The sequence below is a fragment of the Tsukamurella serpentis genome (assembly GCF_054780975.1).
Genome location: NZ_BAAGVH010000004.1, coordinates 1 through 22528 on the forward strand (window position 1 = coordinate 1; position 22528 = coordinate 22528).

Consider the following 22528-nt stretch of genomic DNA (forward strand, 5'->3'; position numbering starts at 1 on the left):
CAAGACCCCGATCGTGGTCAACGACAGCCGCGGATTCTTCACCTCCCGCGTCATCGGCACGTTCGTCAACGAGGCCCTCGCGGCCGTCGGCGAGGGCGTCGATCCGGTACTGATCGAACAGGCCGGCCAGCAGGCCGGCTACCCCGCGGCGCCGCTGCAGCTGATGGACGAACTGACTCTGACCCTGCCGCAGAAGATCCGCAAGGAGACCCGGGCGGCGGCCGAGGCCGCCGGTACCCCGCTGCCCGAGCACGGCAGCGATGCCGTGGTCGATTCGATGGTGGAGGCGGGACGGACCGGCCGCAAGGACGGCGCCGGGTTCTACGAGTACACCGACGGCAAGCGCACCGGTCTGTGGCCCGGGCTGAAGGACCTGTTCCCGGCCGGCTCGCCGATACCGCTGCAGGACATGATCGACCGCATGTTGTTCGCCGAATCGTTGGAGACGGTCAGGTGTTTCGACGAGGGCGTGCTCACCTCGGTGGCCGACGCGAACGTGGGCTCGATCTTCGGGATCGGCTTCCCCGCCTGGACCGGTGGCGTGATGCAGTTCATCAACGGCTACCAGGGAACCGGCGCCGCCGAGGGGCTGACCGGTCCGGCGGCCTTCGTCGCTCGCGCCCGCGAGCTCAGCAAGTACGGCGAACAGTTCACCCCGCCCGCCTCGCTGGTCGCCAAGGCCGAGGCCGGCGAGACCTACGAATAGGCGGTAGCGAGTAGGGCCGTCGCACACTACAGCGGCCCGGCATCGTCGAAAGACGCTGCCGGGCCGCTGGTCTCGATACCCGAACATCGTGTGAAGCGTTCTGTGATCGGCGACTCACTCGGCGAAGCGGGCGGGGCGCTTACTCAGGAGGGCGTCGACGCCCTCCCGGTGATCGGGCGTCTGCAACAGATTCACCTGCTGTTCGGTCTCGCGGCGCAGCGCACCGTCGAGCCCGCCGAGGGTGGCCGCGTTGACGCCCCGCTTGGTGGCGGCGATCGCCTCCCGCGGCCCGGCGGCCAGACCGGCTGCGACGGCCGCCACGGCGTGGTCGAGCCGCTCCGCGGGCACTACTGCGGTGACCATGCCCGCAGTGAGGGCATCGGCCGCACGGACCCGCTCGCCGAGCAGCGCCATCCCCATCGCCCGGACCCGGCCCACCGCAGCCGGGACCAGGGCGGTGGTGCCCGCATCCGGCATCAGGCCGATACCCACGAAGGGCAGCAGGAAATAGGCCTCCTCGGCGGCGAAGATCACGTCGCAGGCCAGGGCCAGCCCGACCGCCATACCGGCGCACGGCCCGTTGACCTTGGCGATCACCGGGATCGACGCATCGGCGATGGCCCGCACATAGGAATTCACCGCGTCCATGGCACGCTCCGGCGCGGCCGGTTCACCGGCGAGATCCGCGCCGGTGCAGAAGGCCCGGCCCGCACCGGTGATCACCACCACCCGGATCTGCGGGTCGGCGTCGGCACCGGCGATGATCCCGGCGAGCTCGGCCGCGGCGGTCACACCGAAGGCGTTCATCCGCTGGGGGCGGTTGATGGTGACGGTGAGTACACCCGCGTCCACGCTGCGCAGCAGATCCTCACTCATGCGGCGAACTCCTTCGCCGCGAGCATCCCGGCGAGCCGTCCGGTGACGATCCGCTGGCCGTCCGACACCATCCGGTCGATCAGCTGCGCCACCGTGGGCACGTCCCGGATCAGGCCCTGGCACAGGCCCACACTCCAGATTCCGGCCTCCACATCCCCCTCCTCGAAGACCCTCCGGCCGCGGGCACCGGCGACCAGGTGCCGGATGTCGGAGAACTCGCAACCCTCCGCCTCGGTCCGGACCACCTCGACCGACACCGAGTTCTTCGCGACGCGGGCGGTGTTGCCCAGGGTCCGGAAGATCAACCTGGTATCCAACTCGGAGTTCGCGACGATCTGCGACTTCACCTCGGGCGCGATCGGTGATTCAGCGGTGCACAGGAAGCGGCTGCCCATATTGATGCCGGCGGCGCCGAGCGCGATCGCGGCGACCAGACCGCGGGCGTCGGCGATGCCGCCGGAGGCGAGGATCGGGATCTCGAGTGCATCGGCCACCGCGGGGATCAGGACCAGGCCGGGAATGTCGTCCTCGCCGGGGTGACCGGCGCATTCGAAACCGTCGATCGAGACCGCGTCCACGCCGATCGCCTGCGCTTTGAGCGCGTGCCGCACGGAGGTGCACTTGTGGATCACCTTGACGCCGTTGTCCTTCAGATACGGCAGGAACTTCGCAGGATTCGAGCCGGCGGTCTCGATGATCCGCACCCCGGACTCGACCGCGGCGCGCAGGTACTGCTCGTACGGCGGCGGGTCGATGGTGGGCAGCACCGTGAGGTTCACCCCGAAGGGTTCCGAGGTGAGCTCGCGGGTCCGCGCGATCTCCTCCCGCAGCGCCTGCGGGGTGGGCTGGGTGAGGGCGGTGAGGATTCCGAGGCCTCCCGCCTCGGACACCGCCGACGCCAGTCCCGCGCGACCGACCCACATCATGCCGCCCTGGACGATCGGGTACCGGACGCCGAACTGCTCGGTGAATGTTGTCGATAACATGCTGCGAAAGGTAACACAAACAAGAGAACAGTCTCTAACATATTGAGGTGATTCGACCGCAACCCGAGAGGCCACGCCATGACCGCACCGTCGAACACCGCCACCGGTGAACTGATCTCGACAGATCCGCGTACCGGCGCCGAGGTCGGCCGATTCCCGGTGGCGGACGACGCCGCGACCACCGCGGCGGTCGTCACTGCGCGCGATGCGGCGCAATGGTGGGCCGGGCTTCCGCCCAAGGCCCGCCGGAACTGGCTGCTGCGCTTCCGCGGCGAACTGGCCCGCAACTCCGAGGAACTCGCCACACTGATCTCGGCGGAGACCGGAAAGCCGGTCGACGACGCCGTACTCGAAGTGATGCTCGCGGTGGTGCACCTGGACTGGGCCGCGACGCACGCCGAGAAGGAACTGCGCAGGCGCGCGGTGCCGTCGGGACTGCTCGGCGCGAACCTCACCGCCACCGTCGAGTACCGGCCGTTCGGGGTGGTCGGCGTGATCGGTCCGTGGAACTACCCGGTGTTCACCCCGATGGGATCGATCTCGTACGCGCTCGCCGCCGGGAACGCGGTGGTCTTCAAACCGAGCGAGCTGACGACCGCGGTCGGACGGTTCCTGGCCGATGCCTGGGCCGCCACCTGCCCGGGCACGCCGGTTCTGCAGGTGATCCAGGGCGGAGGCGAGACCGGAGCCGCGCTCTGCCGGTCCGGCGTGGACAAACTGGCCTTCACCGGTTCAGCGGTCACCGCGCGTGCGGTGATGACCACCTGCGCCCGGACCTTGACCCCGGTCACCATCGAGGGTGGGGGAAAGGACGCCTTCATCGTCGCCGACGACGCGGACATCGACGCCGCGGTGGACGCTGCCGCATTCGGGGCCTTCGGCAACGCCGGCCAGACCTGCGCCGGAGTGGAGCGGGTGTACGTCGTCGCCGACCGGTACGAGGAGTTCGTCGAGAAGCTCGCAGCCAAGGCCCGGGCCCTGCGCGGCGGTGACGACGAGGCCGCCGACTACGGTCCGGCGACGATGCCCGAGCAGCTCACGATCATCCGCCGGCACATCGACGACGCCCTCGACCGTGGCGCTCGCGCCCTGGTCGGTGGGCGCGACTCGGTGGGCGCGACCACGGCACAGCCCGTGGTGCTGGTGGACGTGCCGCACGACAGCACCGCCGTCACCGAGGAGACCTTCGGCCCCACCGTGGTGGTCACCGCTGTGGCCGACGTGGACGAAGCGATCGACCTGGCCAACACCAGCAGTTTCGGGCTCTCCGCCGCGATCATGACCCGCGACGTCTCCCGCGGGCGGGAGCTCGCGCGGCGGCTGCGCACCGGCTCCGTCGCGGTGAACTCCTTCCTCTCGTTCGCCTCGGTTCCGGCGCTGCCCTTCGGCGGACTCGGCGACTCCGGTTTCGGGCGGATCCACGGTGCCGACGGGCTGCGCGAGTTCAGCCGCCCGCAGGCCGTCGCCGCGCAGAGGTTCAAACCCCCGATGAACCTGCTCACCTTCGACCGCAAGGCCCGCGACATGACGACCGTGCGGATGATGCTCAGACACGTCTACGGACGCTGAGCCGCACCCGCGGTGGGCCGGGCCGGGCCCGCCGACCGGGGCCGATAGGGTGGGGAGCATGTCCCGGCCCAGCTTCCGCCCAGACCGGCTGGCGTGGACCGTGCTCGGTCTGAGCATCCTCGCTCTCGTCATCGGCTACCTGATCAAGGCGCAGTGCACCGGTGCGCCCTTCGACGAGGTCGGCCGCTCAGCCGGATTCGCCTCCATGCCGGAGCGGATCTGCTACTCCGACGTGCAGTTCCTCTGGAGCGGACGCGAGGTGAACAACCACGTCTTCCCCTACCTGACCGGCTCGATCGACGAGAACGGCAAACTGCAGGGCGGGGCCATCGAGTACCCGGTGCTCAGCGGGCTGCTGTTCTGGCTGGGCGCGATCGGGGCGCAGAACGACGCCGAGTTCCTGGCACATATGGCGCTGCTGCTCGCCCCGTTCGGCATGCTGACCGCCTGGGTGCTGGCGAAGATCTCCGGCCGCACCGCCGCGCTGTGGGCCGTCGCCCCGCCGCTGGCCTTCTACGCCTTCCACAACATGGAACTGCCGGTGGTGGCCGCAGCCACCGTCGCCCTCGGCATCATGATCTGGGCCGATCGCACGGGCCGATCGATCCGACTACCCGCCATCGCCACCGCCGCAGTGCTCGCCGTCGGCTTCGACCTGAAGATCTATCCGGGGCTGTTCGTGGCACCGCTGGTGCTGTACGTGCTCACCCACGGCAGGCTGGGCACCGTCGCCCTGCCCGACGGTGCCGGCCGCCGCGCCCGGGTCGATTGGCGGCTGCTGGACTGGCTGGGTGCCGCCGCGACCGCGGCGACCGCGATGGTGGTGGCCGTGGGCATCAACGTGCCGTTCATGGTGCTCGGTTTCGAGGGCTGGCGGGCATCGCTGAAGTTCCAGGAGCTGCGCACCGCGGACCTGTCCACCAACTCGATCTGGTACTGGGGCGTCCTGGAGTTCTTCGACGATCCGAAGGCCTACGACGACCTGGTGGCGTTGCTCTCACCGCTGCTGATCCTGGCGTCGATCATCACCGTGCTGCTGCTCGGCTGGCGGCTCTACCGTCGCACCGGGGTGTACCCGTGGGTGGGGGTGAGCGCGGCGATGCTGGCCGGGTTCATGCTCTTCCACAAGGTGCATTCACCGCAGTACGTGCTGTGGCTGCTGCCCTTCTTCATCCTGCTCAAGGTGGACTGGCGGCTGGTCGCGGCCTACCTGCTGTTCGATCTGAGCCTGGAGCTGACGGTGTGGAGCTACTTCGCCGAGCACGCCGCGAACTCCCCGATCACCTGGTGGGTTCAGTGGGGTGTCTGGATCGGGGTGTGGGGCCGCGCCGCGCTGCTGGCCTTCTTCATCTGGTACCTGCCCGGGCGGGCGCTGCGGTTGCGCCAGGACCGCACATCGGGCGCACCGTCGAGCACGCCACCGGCCGGGTCGTCCGCCGGCGGTGAGTACGGTCCCGGGAACGTGGATCGGACCAGGTCCTCGTCGGGGCGGTAGATCTGCCGCACGACCAGCGCGCACAATCCGACCACCGCGATGTCGCGCAGGAGGACGGTGGCGGTGAACGCCTGCTCCGGCAGGCCCTTGTTCTGCACGCCGAGGAAGTACATCATCCGCGGCACCCAGACCAGGGCGTCGATGGTCATCCAGGCGAGCAGGATCCTGGTGTGCGGAATCGCGAGCACCGCCAGCGGCACCAGCCACAGTGAGTACTGCGGGCTCCACACCTTGTTGACCAGGAGGAATCCCGCGACCAGGAGGAAGGCGAGCTGTGCCACCCGAGGCCGGCGGGGCGCCCGGAGCGCCAGGTACGCCACCCCCGCGATCACCGCGAGGAACAGTGCCAGGGTGATCGAATTGGCCAGCGACGACGCGCCGCCGCGCGGGCCCTGGCCGCCGAAGACCCAGTTCCCGGTGAAGGAACTGACCACGGCGTAGATCGAGTCCATATCGACCGCGCGGATCGAGTTCCGGTGGAAGAACTCCCACCAGCCCCGCGGCCAGAGCACCGCCACCGGGAGGTTCACCGCCAGCCAGGCCGCCACCGCCATCAGCGTCGCGGTCAGCCAGGGCCGGAGTCTCCCGGCTCGCAGGCACAGGAAGAACAGGACGATCAGCAGGAACGCCGGATACAGCTTCGCCGCGGTTCCCAGGCCCAGGACCACCCCCGCCCAGCCGGGACGGTCCCGGGCCCACAGCAGCATCCCGACCGCGGTCGCAGCGACTGCGATCGCATCGAAATTCGTGAAGGCGTGCACGATCACCAGTGGTGACGCCGCCATCAGCATCACGTCCCAGGGCCGTCCGCCGGCCCGGCCCCGCCCCGACGAGCCGGCCGCCGCTCGGGTGGTGGCCCAGATCGCGATCAGCCAGAACATCGCCAGGCCCACCGCCACCACGGTGAAGAACAGCACCACCTCGATCGCACCGGGGACGCCGTACTGCTCGTGCAGCGCCGACCACAGTTTGGCGATCCGCATCGCGGCGTACTGGTACATGCCGGTGAGCACCGGGTACTCCATGTACCGCTCCTGCTGCGCCCCGGTGGGATCGGTGTCGAAGAACTGCGTCTGGTACGGCAACAGGCCCTCGTTGAGCCGTTCGGCACCGTACAACGGCACCGTGTCCGAGTAGCACAGGGCGGTGTAGGGACGGTTTCCCGACCAGTCCAGCACCAGTTGTCCACCCTCGGACCGCTGCTGCAGACAGGCCGCCTTGGTGGTCCAGCCCAGCGCCAGGAACAGCACGGCCACCAGCAGGATCAGCCGCAAGGGCGTGAAGAAGCGCTGGAACCCGACCAGGGCATGGGCGCCGACGGGGCCTCCGACCGCCGTCGAGAAGTCCCGGGCCACCGCATCGGTGTGGCTCGGAACGACCCGGTCGGGTTCGGCCGCGGTCGCCGGGTCGAATCGGCCCGGGCTCAGGTACAGGCGATCCTCACCACCGTCGTCCGCGGGCGCGATCACCCGGCCCTTGCTCACGGCGCCGGGTTCGTCACCCGCGGGCCGCCCTGGGAGTCGCCGCCGCCGGGGGCGCCGCCGCCGGGCCGCGGACGCGTCGGTCCCTGACCGGTGGGGTTGCCGGCACCACCGGGCTGCGTGGTGGTCGGGTCCCACGGGAACGTCGGCATGGGCACACCCGGCAGGCCCGGCACCGTCCGCGTCGCAGAGGTCCCGGAGGTCTCGGCGCCACTGCCGCCCCCGCTGCCGGAGGTCGCGATCGCCGAACCGGTCTGTTGAACGCTGGTGCGGACCCGGGTCTCGACCGGCACGCCGGCCTGGCCGCCGATCGCGCCCGGTGTCGGGAACGACTCGTAATCGGTGCCCGAGAGCGCGCCGTCCATGGTCTGCTTCCAGATCGTCGACGGAACGCCGGAGCCGTAGATGATGCCGCCCCACGAGTTGGTGATCGGCTTGCCCTCGTCGTTGCCGACCCAGACCGCCGTCGAGATCGACGGGGTGTAGCCCACCATCCACGCGTCCTTGTTCTGTCCGGTGTCCTGGTACTGCGCGGTACCGGTCTTGGCGGCCGAAGCGCGTCCACCGGCCAGGCCGTTGCCGTTGGAGTACGAGGCGATCGGCTGCAGCGCCGCGGTGGTGTTGGCTGCGACGTCCTTGCTGAACCGTCGCTCGCCCGGGTCGTTGGCCCGGTCCAGCAGGGTCCGGCCGTCAGCGGTGGTCACCTTGGTGATCAGGTGCGGCTTGCGGTACACGCCCTCGGCGGCCAGCGTGGCGTAGCCGGAGGCCATGTCGATCGGCCGGCTCTGGTACTGGCCCAGCACCACGCCGCCCTCGACGCCGGTGCCGTCGGTCTGCTCCAGAGTCTTCTTGATCCCGCCGAAGCTCTCCGCGATACCGGCCTTGTGCGCGGCGTCCGCCACGTCGCGGGCCTGGTTGTTGAGGTCCATCATCAGCCGGTAGTAGACGGTGTTGAGCGACATCTTCATGGCGGTCGCCAGGTTGCAGCTGCCGCAGGACAGGCCCTCGGAGTTGGTGACGGTGACACCGGTGGCCTTCAGCGGCGCCGAGGAGTACACCCGCGACAGGGGGATGCCCTGCTGCAGTGCCGCGACCAGTGCGAACACCTTGAACGAGGAGCCGGTCTGCAGGCCGGCCTGAACGCGGTCGTAGCCGTTGCCGTCATCTCCGCCGTAGTAGGCCAGCACACCGCCGGTCTTCGGGTCCACCGAGACGATGGCGGTCCGCAGATCCTTCGGCTGGTTCTCGGCCATGTTCTTGGCGGCCTTGACGGCCGCGTTCTGGGCCTGCGCATCGATCGTGGTGGTGATCTTCAAGCCCTGGGTGCTCAGCGTCGACTCATCGATGCCGGCGTCCGCGAGTTCGCGCAGCACCTGCGTCTTGATCAAGCCGTTCGGACCCGCGGAGAGCTCGTCACCGTCGGTCTTGCCGGGCGGGACGGTACGCGGGAACTGCAGCTTCTGCCGCTGTGCCGGGTCGACGGTCTTCATCGCGACCATGCCGTCGAGCACGTAGTTCCAGCGGCCGGTGGCGTCCGCGAGCTTGGTGGAGGGCTCGTAGAGCGACGGTCCGCGGACCAGGCCGGCCAGCAACGCCGCTTGCTCGACCTTGAGGTCCTTGGCGTTGACGTTGAAGTAGGCCTTGGAGGCCGCCTGCAGGCCGTATGCGCCGCGCCCGAAGTAGATCGTGTTCAGGTAGGCGGACATGATCTCGTCCTTCGACCAGCTGTTGGACATCTTGGTCGAGACGATCAGTTCCTTCCACTTGCGCACCAGCGAGGACTCGTCGCCGACCAGGGCGTTCTTCACGTACTGCTGCGTGATCGTGGAACCGCCGCCGGCGTCCTCGCCGTCGTCGGCGACACCGGGGATGCGCTTGAACACCGCTCGCGCGAAACCCTTGAGCGAGAAGCCGGGGTTGGTGGCGAAGTCGCGATCCTCCGCTGCCATGATGGCGTTCTTCATCACCTCGGGGATGTCCTGCGCCGGGATGATCTCGCGGTTGCCGTCGGTGGGGACCACTCGCGCCAGCGGGGTGTTGCCGTCCTTCATGACGATCGTCGCCACCTGGTTGGTGGGGATCTCGCCGGGCTGCGGCACATCGGTGCGCCAGTAGCCGATCAGGAAGGCCAACACGGCGAGCACCATGATCAGTGCGACACCGGCGACACCTCCGGTCAGCACGCGCCGTAACAGGGAACCACTCACAAGCCCTCGAAGGCCCTTCTTCTCGGTGTCGTCATCGCCGTCCTGCGGCTCGTCGGGACCGCCGCCCCCGTCCGGACCATCGGGTCCGTCCGGTCCGTCGCCACCGGGGCCGTCGCCACCGGGACCGTCGGGTCCGTTCCCGCCCGTACCGGTGCCAGCCGCGGCGGCTGCTGCGGCGGGTCGCTGGATCTGCACCGGATCCTCGCCCGCGGACTGCGAGCGGCCGCCCCGGTCAGCCTCGGCGGCCAGCTCGGAGTCCTCGACCGGGCGGCCGGACAGCGGCTGGTACACCGAGCGCGCGGTGCCCGACGATGCCGGACCGGGCCGGTTGGGCCCTGCGGGCGCGGACGGTGCGGGCGGTGCGGGCGGTGTCCCGGGACCGCTCGCCGGGGGCGTGGCGGCGTTCGGGGGGACCACCGGGATACGCGTCGTCGGCACGGCGTCCGATGGAACGGGGCCGTTCGCACCGGGGCGCGGCGATCCGCCGCCGAGCCCGTTCCGCTCGTCGTTACCACCCGGGTTCGTCACCGCTGGTTCTCCGCTCGTCCGTTCGTTCTCATCCTTGTGCGCCCTGCGCCGCACTCGCTGTGCGGCGCGCTTCCGCCGGTCAACCGGGGGCCGCGCGACGCTTGCGCCGCGGCCGCGGGGGAAGCCCCGCGACGTAGGACTGCACCAGATGATTCCAGTTGCACGACCTACAGACCTCCACGACATGCACGGAGAACTCCACTCTGGTGGATTCGAGTTCCGTGATCTCGGCATCCGACCGGGCTGATCCGGACGTCGTGCCGAGCGAATCCCCGAAGACCCAGGACACCAGGGTCAGCTGCTCCTTGCGACAGATGGGGCACAGCACCTCCGACGGGCGGCCGTGGAACTTGGCCGCACGCAGCAGGTACGGGTCGGCATCGCACACCGACTTCACCGCTGCGCGGCCGACGTTGACCGACGCCAGCAGCGATCGCCGCTGCAGCGCGTAGTCGACCGTTTGCCTCTGCGTCCGCACGGATCCAATGTACGTGCCCTGGCGCAGTAGTACCGCGACAAGGGCGTACGCACGCCGACCGGGACCAACCGGGCGTTCATCCCCGATTCATCTTTGCGGTATCGTCGTATATATCGGCTCGATACATTTGCCGATCCCATTGAAGAGATAGATCCACTCGCGTCAGTCGCTCGCGGCCCGGCGTCGTGTCCTGAAGGGAGGCGGCATGCTCGAACTCGCAGTCCTCGGCCTGCTGCACGACTCCCCGATGCACGGCTACGAGATCCGTAAGCGGTTGACGGAACTGCTGGGGCCTTTCCGCGCCTTCTCCTACGGATCGCTGTACCCCGCCCTGCGCCGCGCGCAGGACGCCGGGTACATCGCCGAAGAAGAGGCGCGCGGTCCCACTGCAACGACCCGGAAGCGCCGGGCGCGCCGTGTCTACGGACTCACCCCGGCCGGCAGGGAACGGTTCTCCACCCTGGTCGCCGATACCGGTCCGCAGAACTACACGGACGACGGGTTCGGGGTACATCTCGCATTCTTCACCGCCACTCCCGCCCATGCCCGGTTGCGCATCCTCGAAGGTCGCCGCCGGCAGGTCGAGGAGCGTCGGGAGGAACTGCGCCGGGCCCTCGCGGCCGGGGGCGGGAGCGAGACGTACACGCGGCAGTTGCACGAGCTGGGACTGGAGACGACGGAGCGCGAGGTGCGGTGGCTCAACGAGTTGATCGCCGCCGAATCCCGCTCCGACCGACTGACACCGAATGAAGGGAATAACGGTGACTGACAATTCAGCCAAGGTGCGCGTTGCCATCGTGGGCGTGGGCAACTGCGCCAGCTCGCTCGTGCAGGGCGTCCACTACTACAAGGACGTGGCCGACGACGCAGAGGTCCCGGGCCTGATGCACGTGAAGTTCGGCCCGTACCACGTGCGCGACGTCGAATTCGTCGCGGCGTTCGACGTGGACGGTAAGAAGGTCGGCTTCGACCTCTCGGACGCCATCAACGCCTCCGAGAACAACACCATCAAGATCGCCGACGTGCCGCCCACCGGCGTCACCGTGCAGCGCGGTCACACTCTGGACGGTCTGGGCAAGTACTACCGGCTCACCATCGAGGAGGCCCCGGGTGAGGGCGTCGACGTGGTGCAGGCGCTCAAGGACAACGAGGTCGACGTGCTGGTCTCGTACCTGCCCGTGGGCTCGGAGGAGGCCGACAAGTTCTACGCGCAGTGCGCCATCGACGCGGGCGTGGCCTTCGTCAACGCGCTGCCGGTGTTCATCGCCTCCGATCCGGAGTGGGCCGCGAAGTTCCGCGACGCCGGCGTCCCGATCGTCGGTGACGACATCAAGAGCCAGGTCGGTGCCACCATCACCCACCGCGTGATGGCGAAGCTGTTCGAGGACCGCGGCGTGGTGCTCGACCGCACCTACCAGCTCAACGTCGGCGGCAACATGGACTTCAAGAACATGCTCGAGCGCGAGCGCCTGGAGTCGAAGAAGGTCTCCAAGACCCAGGCCGTGACCAGCAACCTCACCGGTCCGCTGGCCGGCAAGGTGCAGGACCGCAACGTGCACATCGGCCCGTCGGACTACGTCGAGTGGCTCGACGACCGCAAGTGGGCGTACGTGCGCCTGGAGGGGCGTGCCTTCGGCGATGTGCCGCTGAACCTGGAGTACAAGCTCGAGGTGTGGGACTCCCCCAACTCGGCCGGCATCATCATCGACGCGGTGCGCGCGGCGAAGATCGCCAAGGACCGCGGAATCGGCGGCCCGGTGATCCCCGCCTCGGCCTACCTGATGAAGTCCCCGCCGGAGCAGATCGCCGACGACGTCGCGCGCGCTCAGCTCGAGGAGTTCATCATCGGAGCCGACTAGTAGCTCCCCCGGAACGGCCCGTCACCGATCTCTCGGTGGCGGGCCGTCCGCGTTCTGGTCCACGCTCGCCGGACCAGCTCTCACCTGCGGATACCGGCACTGCTCGCGGGTGATCGGTAGCCTGTGGGCATGGAATTCGTGCTCGTCATCGTCGTGATCGCGATCGTCGCCCTGGTCGTGCTGAACGTGCTGCGCAGCCGCGGGAACCGGGCGACCGCCCTCTCGGACGCGCAGGCCGATGCGCGCGCCACCATCGACCGGCTCGCCGGGCAGGTCAACAACCTGATCGGCTCGAACGACGCCGCTCGCCAGGCCCTCGCGGACGCCGGCGAGCGGTACACCGCGGCCGGCGCGCAGGTCGGTGGCGCGAACACCCCGGCGCAGGCCCGCCTGGCGAAGCAGACCGCGATCGAGGGTCTGTACTACGCGCGCGCCGCTCGGGTGGCGATGGACATGGACCCGGGGCCGCCGATCCCCGAGCTCGACGGACAGCGGTCGGCCGGCTCGGTCTCCGAGGATCGGTCCGTGCAGGTGGAGGGCCGTTCGATCGAGGCCTCCCCGGCACCGTCGGACCGCACACCGAACTACTACCCCGGCGGGAACGTCGCGGGCCGGCCGGTGCCCGCGGGCTGGTACAGCGAGCCCTGGTGGAAGCCTGCGCTGGTGGCCGGCGCGTGGGGCGTGGGCAGTTACCTGCTGTTCAGCTCGCTGTTCTCCGGAATGGCCGGGGTCGGGCCCGCCGTCCTGGCCGGTGGCGACGGCGGCTTCGACGGTGCCGGTGTCGCCGACTCCGGGGCTGACGGGGGCTGGGACTCCGGTGACTTCGGTGGCGATCTCGGCGGAGGTGACTTCGGCGGCGGTGACTTCGGCGGCGGCGGCGACTTCGGGGGCTTCGACTTCTGAGCGCGGCGAACGTCGAGGCGAGGACCGGCGGCCGGTACGGCGTACTGTGAGTCCCGCACGCGGGTAGGCACAGCCGGCCGATCCCACCCGGGTTGCGTCCTCGTCACTTCGTCGAAAGGCCGACGTGTTCCGGATCTTCGGACTCAGCTTCGCGATCACGATCGCCGCGCTCGTGGCCGCGTTCCTCTACGGCGGCCCGCAGGCGCTGATCCTCACCCTGATCCTGGGAATCCTCGAGGTCAGCCTCTCGTTCGACAACGCCGTCATCAACGCCACGGTGCTGCAGCGGATGAGCCGGTTCTGGGTCCGCATGTTCCTCACCGTGGGCATCCTGATCGCGGTCTTCGGCATGCGCCTGGTGTTCCCGCTGGCCATCGTGTGGATCACCGCCGGCCTGTCTCCCGCGCGGGCACTCGACCTCGCGCTGAACCCGCCCGCGGACGGCGCGGCCTACTTCCCGGACGGCCGTGCCAGCTACGAGACGCTGATCACCGACGCGCACCCGCAGATCGCTGCCTTCGGCGGCATGTTCCTGCTCATGTTGTTCCTGGACTTCATCCTCGACCCGGAGCGGGAGATCACCTGGCTGAGCTGGATCGAGCGGCCGCTGCAGCGGATCGGTGCGCTCACCCGGCTGCCCATCGTGGCCGCACTGCTCCTGCTGCTGCTCACCGGCACCGTCTTCGCGCACGAGGGCGAGCAGTCGATCGTCTTCATCGCCGGGATCCTCGGCCTGGTGACCTACATCGTGGTCAACGGGCTCGGCGATCTGTTCCACGTCGAAGAACTGGACGGTGAACGGGGGCAGGAACAGGGGCAGGCGCTGGACGAGCAGAGCCGGCCCACCCGCTCCGGCCCGTCCGAGTTGGCGAAGGCCACCGGTAAGGCGGGCTTCTTCCTGTTCGTCTACCTGGAGGTGCTCGACGCCTCGTTCTCCTTCGACGGTGTGATCGGTGCGTTCGCGATCACCGCGGACCCGATCATCATCGCCCTCGGACTGGGCTTCATCGGCGCGATGTTCGTGCGGTCGCTGACCGTCTACCTGGTGGAGAAGGGCACTCTCGCCGAGTACGTGTACCTCGAACACGGCGCGCACTGGGCGATCGGCGCACTCGCCGGCATCCTGCTGTTCTCGATCATGACACCGGTCCCCGAGGTCATCACCGGTCTCGTGGGAGTGACGCTGATCCTCGCCGCGTTCGCGTCGAGCATCCTGCGCAACCGCCGCGAGCGCGCGCAGGACACCGCCCGGGAGACAGCCTCGCCGTAACCGGCCCGGAGACCGGCGCAATGCCTCCGTAGGGTGGGATCCGTGCGATTCGGAATCGTCATCCTGCCCCAGTACCCCTGGCCCGAGGCCCGCCGACGCTGGCGCAAGGCCGAGGAGCTCGGCTTCGATCACGCCTGGACCTACGACCACCTGTCCTGGCGGACCCTGGTCGATCAGCCCTGGGGAGCGACGATCCCGCTGCTCACCGCCGCCGCCACGGCCACCGAGCGGATCCGGCTGGGCACGTTCGTCAGCTCCCCCAACTACCGCCATCCGGTGCCCTTCGCCAAGGACCTGGCGAGCGTCGATGAGATCTCCGGCGGCCGGTTCCTGCTCGGCGTCGGCTCCGGCGGCACCGGGTTCGACGCCCACGTACTCGGTCGGCACGAGCTCACCCCACGGCAGCGGCACGACCGGTTCGCCGAGTTCACCCGCGACCTCGACGTTCTACTGCGGTTCGAGACCGAGACGGGCGGGATCAGCTTCGACGGTCAGTACTACCGCGCCGTCGACGCCCGGATGGTCGGCGAACCCGCGCAGGTGCCGCGGATGCCCTTCGTGCTCGCCGCGAACGGGCCGAAGGGACTGCGCCTGGTCGCCGACCTGGGACAGGGCTGGGCGACCACCGGTCCGGACGGTCTCCGCGGCGACGATTGGTGGGCCGGTGTCGCCGGGCTCAGCCGCAGGCTCGACGACGCCCTGGCCGACGCCGGACGCGACACCGTCGACCGGTACCTCGCGGTCGACTTCTGCGGAACCTATGCGCTCAGTTCGCCCGATGCCGTCGACGACGCGGTGGGACGGGCCACGGAGCTCGGCTTCACCGATCTGATTCTGCACTGGCCGCGCGAGGGCGACCCGTACCGCGGCGCCGAGTCCGCACTCGACGATCTCGCCACCCGGCATCTGTCCGGGAACTTCCGGGGTATGCGCTCCGACTAATAGATCGGATGCGTGTGCAACCTACGGGAATGAGATTTCATGAGTGTCGACAATGCAAGTAGCGGTTCGCCCGCGCCGGCCACGGGCGGCGTGATGCGAAGGCTGCTCACCGGTGTGGCCGTACTGCTCGGGCTGACTCTGATCGCGAGCTGCGGCTCGTTCCAGGGATCGGGCGGCACCAGCGGCGGCAACGGCGACACCCTGACCATTTCCACCAGCTACGCCTTCGACGATCTCGATCCGATCAAGAGTGCCTACTGGGGTGTGGAGTTCGGCTACGTCGAACTGCTGATGCGGCCCACCAAGACCGGTGTCCCGGAGCCGTGGGTGCTCTCCAAGCTCGAACCGGTGGATCCGACCACCTGGAAGCTCACCCTCAACGACGGGGTCAAGACCGCGAACGGCCGCGCCTTCGACGGTGCCGCGCTGGCGCAGGTACTCACCTGGAGCGCGGAGCAGAAGTCCCGGTTCAAGCGCAGCTCGAACTTCGGATCGGCGGAGGTCACCGGACCGCTGGAGGTCACCCTCAAGACCACCAGGCCCAGCCCGACCATGGCGAACCTGCTGGCCGACGAGACCAACGTGGTGGTCATGGACGTCGACGGCTACCAGAAGTTCCGCGATGAGAACAAGCCGATCGACCAGCTGATGAACGCGGGCATCTACTCCGGCCCGTACCGGGTGACCCGGCTCGACAAGCAGGGTGCCGCGATGGTCCCGGTCGAGGGCTACTGGCGGGGGAAGCCGGCCCTGAACAAGATCGACGTCCGGTTCGTCACCGACTCCACCGCCCGGCTGCAGTCGGTGCAGTCCGGCGAAGTCGACATCGCGCTCTACATGCCGGTCAGCGCGGCCCGGGTCACCCAGGGACGCACCGATTCGCAGTTCCTCCAGGGCGACGCCTCCGGCCTGGTCTTCGGCCTGATAAGCCGGGTGCCGTCGCCGGTGATGCAGGACGTCGCGGTGCGGCGTGCGGTGTACCGCTCGGTCGACTACCGGCAGATCGCCGAGGGCGCGCTGCAGGGTCACGCCGGGTACGCCAAGAGCGTCTTCCCGCCCAGCTACTCCTACGCGGTCGACACCCAGGTCACCGACCCGGCTGATGCCGGCCGTGAGCTCGACCGCGCGGGCTGGGCGATGGGTCCGGCGGGGGTGCGGGTCAAGAACGGCCAGGAGCTGGTGGTGCGGGTGCTCAGCAGCCCGCTCATGCCCGACGGTGTCGCGATCGCCGAGGCGATGCAGGCTCAGCTCAAGCCGGTGGGTATCCGGGTCCAGGTGATTCAGGTCGACGATCACAGTGCGGCCCGCAAGGGTGCCGATTGGGACGTCTCGCTGTCGTCGTCGCTGCTGTCCTTCGGCGGCAGCCCGGATCAGGCGATGTCGGAGCTGTTGACCAGTACCGGCAGTGTGAACTACGCGAAGATCAACGATCCGGAGCTGGACACCCTGATCGCCGACCTGGGCGTGACCGCGGGTGAAGCCGAGCGGCGCGCGCTGCTGGAGCGGATCCAGCGCATGCTCTGGGACCGCGGCTACTACGGGGTGGCCGCGAACCGGCTGCTCACCGCGGTGGTTTCCCCGAAGTGGAAGAACTACCCGGTCCCGGTGAGCAACCTGTGGATCGACTACCAGACGGCACCGTCGAAGTAGCCGGATGACGGTGGCGATCACGCGGCGCCTCGCCGCGGCGGTGATGAGCGCGGTGGGCGGGGGCCTGGTGGTCTTCGCCCTGCTCGTCGCCGCGCCGGGCGATCCCGCCCGGCGGATCCTCAACCTGCGCGGTATCGAGGAGCCGCACGCCGAGGAGATCGCCGCGGTCCGCCGGGAGCTGGGCCTCGACGATCCGCTACCGCTGCGTTTCCTGGCCTGGTTCACCGGCCTGTTCCGTGGTGATCTCGGGGTGTCCTGGCGCACCGGTCGGCCGGTGGCGGAGGAGTTCGCCGACCGGCTCCCGGCCACCCTGATCCTGGCCGGTACCGCCTTCGTCATCGCGGTGGCGCTGGCGCTGGTACTGGGCGTGCTCGCCGGGTGGCGCCCGCGGACCTGGGCCGATCACCTGTGCCGGCTGCTCAGCACCCTGGCTCTGGCCTTCCCCACCTACCTGATCGGGGTACTGCTGCTCGATCTGGTGGCGGTTCGCCTGGGCTGGGGAAAGGTGATCGCCGACGGCGGCTTCGGCACCGTGCTGCTACCCGCCCTGACCCTGTCCCTGGCCTCGGCCGCGGTGTGGTCTCGGGTACTGCGGACGGCACTGCTGGAATTCGACGGTGCCACCTTCGTGGACGTCGCGGCGACCCGTGGCTCCGGTGATCTGCGGAACCTGCTGCTGCACAAGCTGCCGAACGCACTGCCGCCGTTCCTCGCGGTGGTCGGGCTGGGCGGGGCGGCGCTGCTCGGCGGCTCCCCGATCGCAGAGACCGTGTTCAGCTGGCCGGGTGCGGGTAAGTACACGGTGGAGGCGATCACCGCGCGGGACATGCCGGTGGTCACGGCGTTCACCATGGTCGCGATCCTCGCCTACGTCGGTGTGAGCCTGCTCGTGGATCTGGTGGTGGCCGTGATCGACCCGCGCCGGCGCACCGGCGAGCTCCGCCCGGAGCGGGAGGCGGCTCGATGACCTCGATCGGAACCCTCGCCGCGATCAGCGGCCGCCCGGAGACCGCCCGGGCCGCGATCGACGCCCGCGGAACGCTGCGCCGGCTCACCGCCCGCCTCGACGCCCGGATCGCGCTGGGGGTGCTACTGCTGATCGCACTGACCGCGGTGATCGGTCCGCTGTTCACCACTGACCCGGATGTACCCGCCTACGGGGCGACGCTGCGCTCACCCGACGGCTCGCACCTGCTCGGCACCGATGCCACCGGGCGCGACCTCCTGGCCCGCACCCTCGCCGGTGCGCGGATCTCGCTCGGCTCGGCGCTACTGGTCACGGCGATCACTGCGGTCGCAGGTGTGCTGATCGGTGTGCTCAGCGGCTGCCTCGGAGGGCTCGTCGATGCGGTGGTGTCCCGGCTGATCGACGTGCTGCTCGGACTCCCCGGACTGATCGTGACCCTGGCCATCGTCGGGCTGCTGGGCCCGGGATTCGGGAACCTGATCGTCGCGATGTCGGCCACCGGGTGGGCTCCGCTGGCGCGACTGGCCCGGATGATCAGCCGGCAGGCGATGCACCGCGGCGATGTGCAGGCCGCCCGGATGGCGGGACTGCCGCTGCCGCGGGTCGCGCTGACGCACGTCCTCCCGACCGCCGCCACCGGTGTGGCTGTGGTGGCCACCCTCGGTCTCGGCGAGGTGATCGTGGCCTTCGCCGGACTGTCGTTCCTCGGTCTCGGGGTGCAGCCGCCCGCAGCCGAGTGGGGCACCATGCTGGCGCAGGCACGCGGCACGCTCTCCTACGCACCGTGGCAGATCCTGGGCCCGGCGACGGGGCTGGTGCTCACCGTGCTCACGGCCACCATCCTCAGTGAGGCGCTGCGGGACGTCACCAGCGAGAAGGTGTCTCAGTGAGCGACCCGGTACTGCAGATCGTGGACCTGACCGTGCACTACCCGGACGGCTACCGGGCACTGGACGGGGTGAACCTCACCGTCGAGGCCGGTACCTCGGTCGGTGTGGTGGGCGGTTCGGGCTGCGGGAAGACGACACTGCTGCGGGCGGTACTGGGCCGGCTACCGGCGGGCAGTGAGGTGACCGGCCGCATCCGGTTCGCCGGGCGGGATCTGCTCGGGCTGGACCGGCGTGCGCTGCGCGCGATGGCCGGGACCGAGATCGGCTACGTGGGGCAGAACCCGTACAGCTCGTTCGATCCGCTGCGCACCGTCGCCCACCACATCGAGGAGAGCTGGCGGGCGCACCGGATGCGTCCACCGGCCGGTCTGGCCGTCGACGGCATGACGGCACTGGCGATCGCGCAGGCGCGGCAGCGGGTGCGCCAGTATCCGCACCAGTGGTCGGGTGGGATGCTGCAGCGGGCCACCACCTTCGCCGCCACCAGTCACCGCCCCGCGCTGACCCTGGCCGACGAGCCCACCAGTGCGCTCGACGCGCACCTCACCGACACCGCGCTGGAGCTTCTCGAACGCACCTGCGGGGCCCTGCTGTTGGTCAGCCATGACCTGGATTCGGTGGCCCGCCGAGTGGATCATGTCGTGGTCCTCGACGGTGGCCGGGTGGTCGAGACCGGTTCCCCGACGGCCCTGTTCAGCGCACCCTCCAGTGCGGTCACGCGCCGGCTGATCGCGGCATCCACCCCGGCCCCGCTGCGGCGGGAGCCGGTGGATCACGAGCCCGCGGTGCGACTGCGGGAGGTCGGCAAGAGTTACGGCACCGACTCCCCGGTGGTCGTGGCCGACGATGTCGATCTGACGGTGCGGCGCGGAGAGATCGTGGGGATCGTCGGACCATCCGGTACCGGTAAATCCAGTCTGCTGCGGGTGATCTCCGGCCAGGAGCGGCCGGACTCGGGAACGGTGCACGTGGGTGAGCGTCCACTGTGGAGCGGCAGGCGCCCCCGGCCGGACCTCTCCGGCTGGGCGATGCCGGTGTTCCAGGACCCGGTGACCAGCCTCGATCCGCGATGGCCGCTGTGGCGCACCCTGGTGGAGCCGTTGCGGGCGGCCGGACGGAGGATCGGTTCGGCGCAGGCTCGCCGGATAGCGCGCGCCGAGCTCGACCGGATAGGCCTGGACCGGATCCCGGTCGATCGGCGACCGGGGGCGTTGTCCGTGGGACAGGCGCAGCGGGTGGCGATCCTGCGTGCGCTGATCGCGCGGCCCACGCTGGTCGTCGCCGACGAGCCGACCGCCAGCCTGGATGTGCAGGCGGCGGCCACCGTTGCGGAACTCCTTCGGCAGGAAGCTGATTCGGGGGTGGCGATGGTCGTGGTGAGCCACGACCGGGTGCGGCTGGCCTCGTACTGCGACCGAGTCCTCGAACTCCAGCACGGGCGGCTGTCCCCCGTCTGACTGCGGATCAGGGTGTGGGCAGGTGAACATCCGCCCCCTGCTCGTTCACCTCAGCTTTGCCGTCTGATCACGTCTCGCTCCTAGATTGACGACGCTCAGCATCAGCCACCCCCGTTCAGCCCGAGGGAGAACACATGCGCCTGCCCAATCTGCGTCTACTCGATCACGACGGAAAGTCGGCCCGCTCGCACACCACGTGCCAGTACAAGTGCGGCAACCAGTGCTTCCGCCCGCACGACAACACCTCCGACAACGAGTACTTCGGCGATATCACCCGCCGCTCGGTGCTTCGCGGCACCGGTGTCACCGTCCTGGGTGTGGGTGCGGCCTCCCTGCTCGCGGCCTGCGGCGACTCCAGCGGCGGTGGGGCATCGCCGTCGTCCAGCACGGCCGCCGGCGGGGCACCGTCCGCCGATGTGAAGGCCCCGGGCCTGAACTTCACCTCCATCGCCCCGAACAAGGCCGATGCCGTGACCGTTCCGCAGGGGTACGAGCAGGCCGTTGTGATCCGCTGGGGTGACCCGGTACTGCCGGGTGCACCGAAGTTCGATTTCGACAACCAGACGCCCGAGGCACAGGCGCAGCAGTTCGGCTTCAACAACGACTTCACCGATCTCATCCCGATCGACGGCAAGCCGGACACCTTCCTGCTGGTGTGCAACCAGGAGTACACCACCGGTCCCGCGATGTTCAAGGGCTACAAGGAGAAGGAGCCCACCGAGAACCAGGTGCGCGTGGAGATGGCCGCGCACGGGATCAGCGTGGTGGAGGTCAAGGGCGAGCCCGGCTCGGGCAAGCTGACTCCGGTCCTGGGCGAGTACAACCGGCGGATCACCGCATCGACGCCGTTCGAGCTGCGCGGTCCCGCCGTCGGCTTCTTCACCAGGACCGCCGCCGACCCGAGCGGCGCCAAGGTGCTCGGCACCATCGCGAACTGCTCCGGCGGAATCACCCCGTGGGGCACCATGATCTCCGGCGAGGAGAACTACACCAACTACTTCTCCGGTGCCGACAAGCCCCCGGTGGACGGCCTGAAGGAGGGCTGGAAGCGCTACGGCGTCGGCAAGGACGAGGACTCGCACCTGTGGATGAAGTACGAGGACCGGTTCGATCTCTCCAAGGAGCCCAACGAGATCAACCGTTTCGGCTATCTGGTGGAGGTCAACCCGCACGATCCGAAGTCGACGCCGGTCAAGCACTCGGCGCTGGGCCGGATGAAGCGCGAGGGCGGCAACATCTACGTCACCCCGGCCGGCGAGGTGGTCACCTACTGCGGTGACGACTCCAAGTTCGAGTACATCTACAAGTTCGTCAGCTCGCGGAAGATCGTGCCCGGCAAGGGCGCCGCTGCGATGGAGGCGAACATGCGGATCCTGGACGAAGGCACGTTGTACGTGGCCAAGTTCGAGGGCCAGAAGGTGGAGAACGGCACCGTCCCCGAGGGCGGTTACAAGGGCACCGGCAAGTGGATGCCTCTGCTGACCACCAAGGCCGACGGCAGCGCGCAGTCGCACGTCGAGGGTATGCCCGCCGAGAACGTGGCGCTGTGGACCCGGGTGGCGGCGGACAAGGTGGGCGCCACGAAGATGGACCGGCCCGAGGACATCGAGCCGAACCCGAAGACCGGCAAGATCTACTGCGCGCTCACCAACAACAGTGACCGAGGCACCGAGGGCAAGGCCGGTATCGACACCGCGAATCCCCGGGTGAAGAACAAGAGCGGCCAGCTGCTGGAGATCACCGACAACCACACCGGTACCGACTTCTCCTGGGACCTGCTGCTGGTGTGCGGTGATCCCGCTGCGGCGGACACCTACTACGGCGGTTTCGACAAGACCAAGGTCTCGCGGATCAGCTGCCCGGACAACGTGGCCTTCGATTCGCACGGCAACCTGTGGATCTCCACCGACGGCACCAACGACACTTTCGACAGCAACGACGGCCTGTTCGGCGTGGTGCTCGAGGGTGCGGACCGTGGCCTGACCAAGCAGTTCCTGACGGTGCCCTTCGGCGCCGAGACCTGCGGGCCCGTCATCCGGGACAACCGGGTGCTGGTCGCGGTGCAGCACCCGGGCGAGACCGACGATGCGAACGCCGACAAGCCGTCCTCGCACTGGCCCGACGGCGGCGATTCGCAGCCGCGGCCGGCGGTGGTCGCGGTGTGGAAGAAGTCCGGCGACATCGGCTCCTGAGCGCCTGAGCTCCCGCTTCGACGGTGCCGGTCCCCGAGTGGGGCCGGCACCGTCGCTGTCGCGCCTAGGATC

The 22528-nt window shown here is 69.3% G+C and carries 17 protein-coding genes; 12 read left to right on the forward strand and 5 right to left on the reverse strand.

All coding sequences use genetic code 11. The features are described 5' to 3' along the window. Positions 1 to 706: 3-hydroxyacyl-CoA dehydrogenase family protein (locus ACYVHG_RS11815; RefSeq protein ID WP_461167660.1), on the forward strand; the 706-nt coding region annotated here is incomplete at its 5' end. 114 nt (positions 707 to 820) lie between these two features. On the opposite strand, the gene ACYVHG_RS11820 is transcribed toward ACYVHG_RS11815, so the two are convergent. Beyond that, positions 821 to 1582 (reverse strand): enoyl-CoA hydratase-related protein, encoded by a 762-nt coding sequence (locus tag ACYVHG_RS11820; protein WP_461167661.1) that lies wholly within the window; start codon positions 1580 to 1582, stop codon positions 821 to 823. Then, complete coding sequence (locus tag ACYVHG_RS11825) at positions 1579 to 2568, reverse strand: NAD(P)H-dependent flavin oxidoreductase (RefSeq protein WP_461167662.1); 990 nt, start codon at positions 2566 to 2568, stop codon at positions 1579 to 1581. Before ACYVHG_RS11825 ends, ACYVHG_RS11820 begins: the two co-directional genes overlap by 4 nt. A 78-nt stretch (positions 2569 to 2646) precedes the next feature. Here ACYVHG_RS11825 and ACYVHG_RS11830 point away from each other — a divergent pair, with 78 nt between their 5' ends. Next, the gene (locus tag ACYVHG_RS11830; protein WP_461167663.1) at positions 2647 to 4137 is read left to right on the forward strand and encodes an aldehyde dehydrogenase family protein; all 1491 of its coding nucleotides are present in this window, start codon (positions 2647 to 2649) and stop codon (positions 4135 to 4137) included. Between the two features lie 1293 nt (positions 4138 to 5430). Here the strand turns inward: ACYVHG_RS11830 and ACYVHG_RS11835 are convergent. The 3 genes from ACYVHG_RS11835 to ACYVHG_RS11845 form a co-directional block, all read right to left on the reverse strand. After that, positions 5431 to 7065 carry a glycosyltransferase family 87 protein gene (locus tag ACYVHG_RS11835; RefSeq protein WP_461167890.1) on the reverse strand — a complete coding sequence of 545 codons (1635 nt, stop codon included), beginning with the start codon at positions 7063 to 7065 and terminating at the stop codon, positions 5431 to 5433. A gap of 47 nt (positions 7066 to 7112) precedes the next feature. Next, on the reverse strand, positions 7113 to 9848 hold the full coding sequence (locus tag ACYVHG_RS11840) for a transglycosylase domain-containing protein (protein ID WP_461167664.1): 2736 nt from the start codon (positions 9846 to 9848) through the stop codon (positions 7113 to 7115). A 79-nt stretch (positions 9849 to 9927) separates the two neighbouring features. Then, the gene (locus tag ACYVHG_RS11845; protein ID WP_461167665.1) at positions 9928 to 10326 is read right to left on the reverse strand and encodes a DUF5318 family protein; all 399 of its coding nucleotides are present in this window, start codon (positions 10324 to 10326) and stop codon (positions 9928 to 9930) included. A gap of 205 nt (positions 10327 to 10531) precedes the next feature. On the opposite strand from ACYVHG_RS11845, the gene ACYVHG_RS11850 reads away from it, so the two are divergent. From ACYVHG_RS11850 to ACYVHG_RS11895, 10 genes are all read left to right on the forward strand, one after another. Beyond that, positions 10532 to 11095 (forward strand): PadR family transcriptional regulator, encoded by a 564-nt coding sequence (locus ACYVHG_RS11850; protein WP_461167666.1) that lies wholly within the window; start codon positions 10532 to 10534, stop codon positions 11093 to 11095. Further along, on the forward strand, positions 11073 to 12185 hold the full coding sequence (locus ACYVHG_RS11855) for an inositol-3-phosphate synthase (protein WP_461167667.1): 1113 nt from the start codon (positions 11073 to 11075) through the stop codon (positions 12183 to 12185). Before ACYVHG_RS11850 ends, ACYVHG_RS11855 begins: the two co-directional genes overlap by 23 nt. Positions 12186 to 12314: 129 nt before the next feature. Continuing rightward, positions 12315 to 13088 (forward strand): DUF1542 domain-containing protein, encoded by a 774-nt coding sequence (locus tag ACYVHG_RS11860; protein WP_461167668.1) that lies wholly within the window; start codon positions 12315 to 12317, stop codon positions 13086 to 13088. Positions 13089 to 13212: 124 nt separating this feature from the next. Continuing rightward, the gene (locus tag ACYVHG_RS11865; RefSeq protein WP_461167669.1) at positions 13213 to 14358 is read left to right on the forward strand and encodes a DUF475 domain-containing protein; all 1146 of its coding nucleotides are present in this window, start codon (positions 13213 to 13215) and stop codon (positions 14356 to 14358) included. 42 nt (positions 14359 to 14400) lie between these two features. Then, complete coding sequence (locus ACYVHG_RS11870) at positions 14401 to 15300, forward strand: LLM class flavin-dependent oxidoreductase (protein WP_461167670.1); 900 nt, start codon at positions 14401 to 14403, stop codon at positions 15298 to 15300. A 39-nt stretch (positions 15301 to 15339) separates the two neighbouring features. Next, positions 15340 to 16950: an ABC transporter substrate-binding protein gene (locus tag ACYVHG_RS11875; RefSeq protein ID WP_461167671.1), complete on the forward strand. Its 1611-nt coding sequence runs from the start codon at positions 15340 to 15342 to the stop codon at positions 16948 to 16950. Between the two features lie 4 nt (positions 16951 to 16954). Further along, positions 16955 to 17917: an ABC transporter permease gene (locus ACYVHG_RS11880; protein ID WP_461167672.1), complete on the forward strand. Its 963-nt coding sequence runs from the start codon at positions 16955 to 16957 to the stop codon at positions 17915 to 17917. Next, positions 17914 to 18807, forward strand: a complete 894-nt coding sequence (locus ACYVHG_RS11885) for an ABC transporter permease (RefSeq protein ID WP_461167673.1) — start codon at positions 17914 to 17916, stop codon at positions 18805 to 18807. Before ACYVHG_RS11880 ends, ACYVHG_RS11885 begins: the two co-directional genes overlap by 4 nt. Continuing rightward, a complete protein-coding gene (locus ACYVHG_RS11890) occupies positions 18804 to 20264 on the forward strand; it encodes an ABC transporter ATP-binding protein (RefSeq protein WP_461167674.1) in 1461 nt (486 codons plus the stop codon). Before ACYVHG_RS11885 ends, ACYVHG_RS11890 begins: the two co-directional genes overlap by 4 nt. A 134-nt stretch (positions 20265 to 20398) precedes the next feature. Continuing rightward, complete coding sequence (locus ACYVHG_RS11895) at positions 20399 to 22456, forward strand: PhoX family protein (protein WP_461167675.1); 2058 nt, start codon at positions 20399 to 20401, stop codon at positions 22454 to 22456. Positions 22457 to 22528 lie beyond the last annotated feature (72 nt).

Excerpts from the sequence above, each read along its gene's own strand:
- ACYVHG_RS11820 (WP_461167661.1), bottom strand. The coding sequence starts at position 1,582 with ATGAGTGAGGATCTGCTGCGCAGCGTGGACGCGGGTGTACTCACCGTC.
- ACYVHG_RS11825 (WP_461167662.1), bottom strand. The coding sequence starts at position 2,568 with ATGTTATCGACAACATTCACCGAGCAGTTCGGCGTCCGGTACCCGATC.
- ACYVHG_RS11830 (WP_461167663.1), top strand. The coding sequence starts at position 2,647 with ATGACCGCACCGTCGAACACCGCCACCGGTGAACTGATCTCGACAGAT.
- ACYVHG_RS11850 (WP_461167666.1), top strand. The coding sequence starts at position 10,532 with ATGCTCGAACTCGCAGTCCTCGGCCTGCTGCACGACTCCCCGATGCAC.
- ACYVHG_RS11855 (WP_461167667.1), top strand. The coding sequence starts at position 11,073 with ATGAAGGGAATAACGGTGACTGACAATTCAGCCAAGGTGCGCGTTGCC.
- ACYVHG_RS11860 (WP_461167668.1), top strand. The coding sequence starts at position 12,315 with ATGGAATTCGTGCTCGTCATCGTCGTGATCGCGATCGTCGCCCTGGTC.
- ACYVHG_RS11875 (WP_461167671.1), top strand. The coding sequence starts at position 15,340 with ATGAGTGTCGACAATGCAAGTAGCGGTTCGCCCGCGCCGGCCACGGGC.
- ACYVHG_RS11880 (WP_461167672.1), top strand. The coding sequence starts at position 16,955 with ATGACGGTGGCGATCACGCGGCGCCTCGCCGCGGCGGTGATGAGCGCG.
- ACYVHG_RS11885 (WP_461167673.1), top strand. The coding sequence starts at position 17,914 with ATGACCTCGATCGGAACCCTCGCCGCGATCAGCGGCCGCCCGGAGACC.
- ACYVHG_RS11895 (WP_461167675.1), top strand. The coding sequence starts at position 20,399 with ATGCGCCTGCCCAATCTGCGTCTACTCGATCACGACGGAAAGTCGGCC.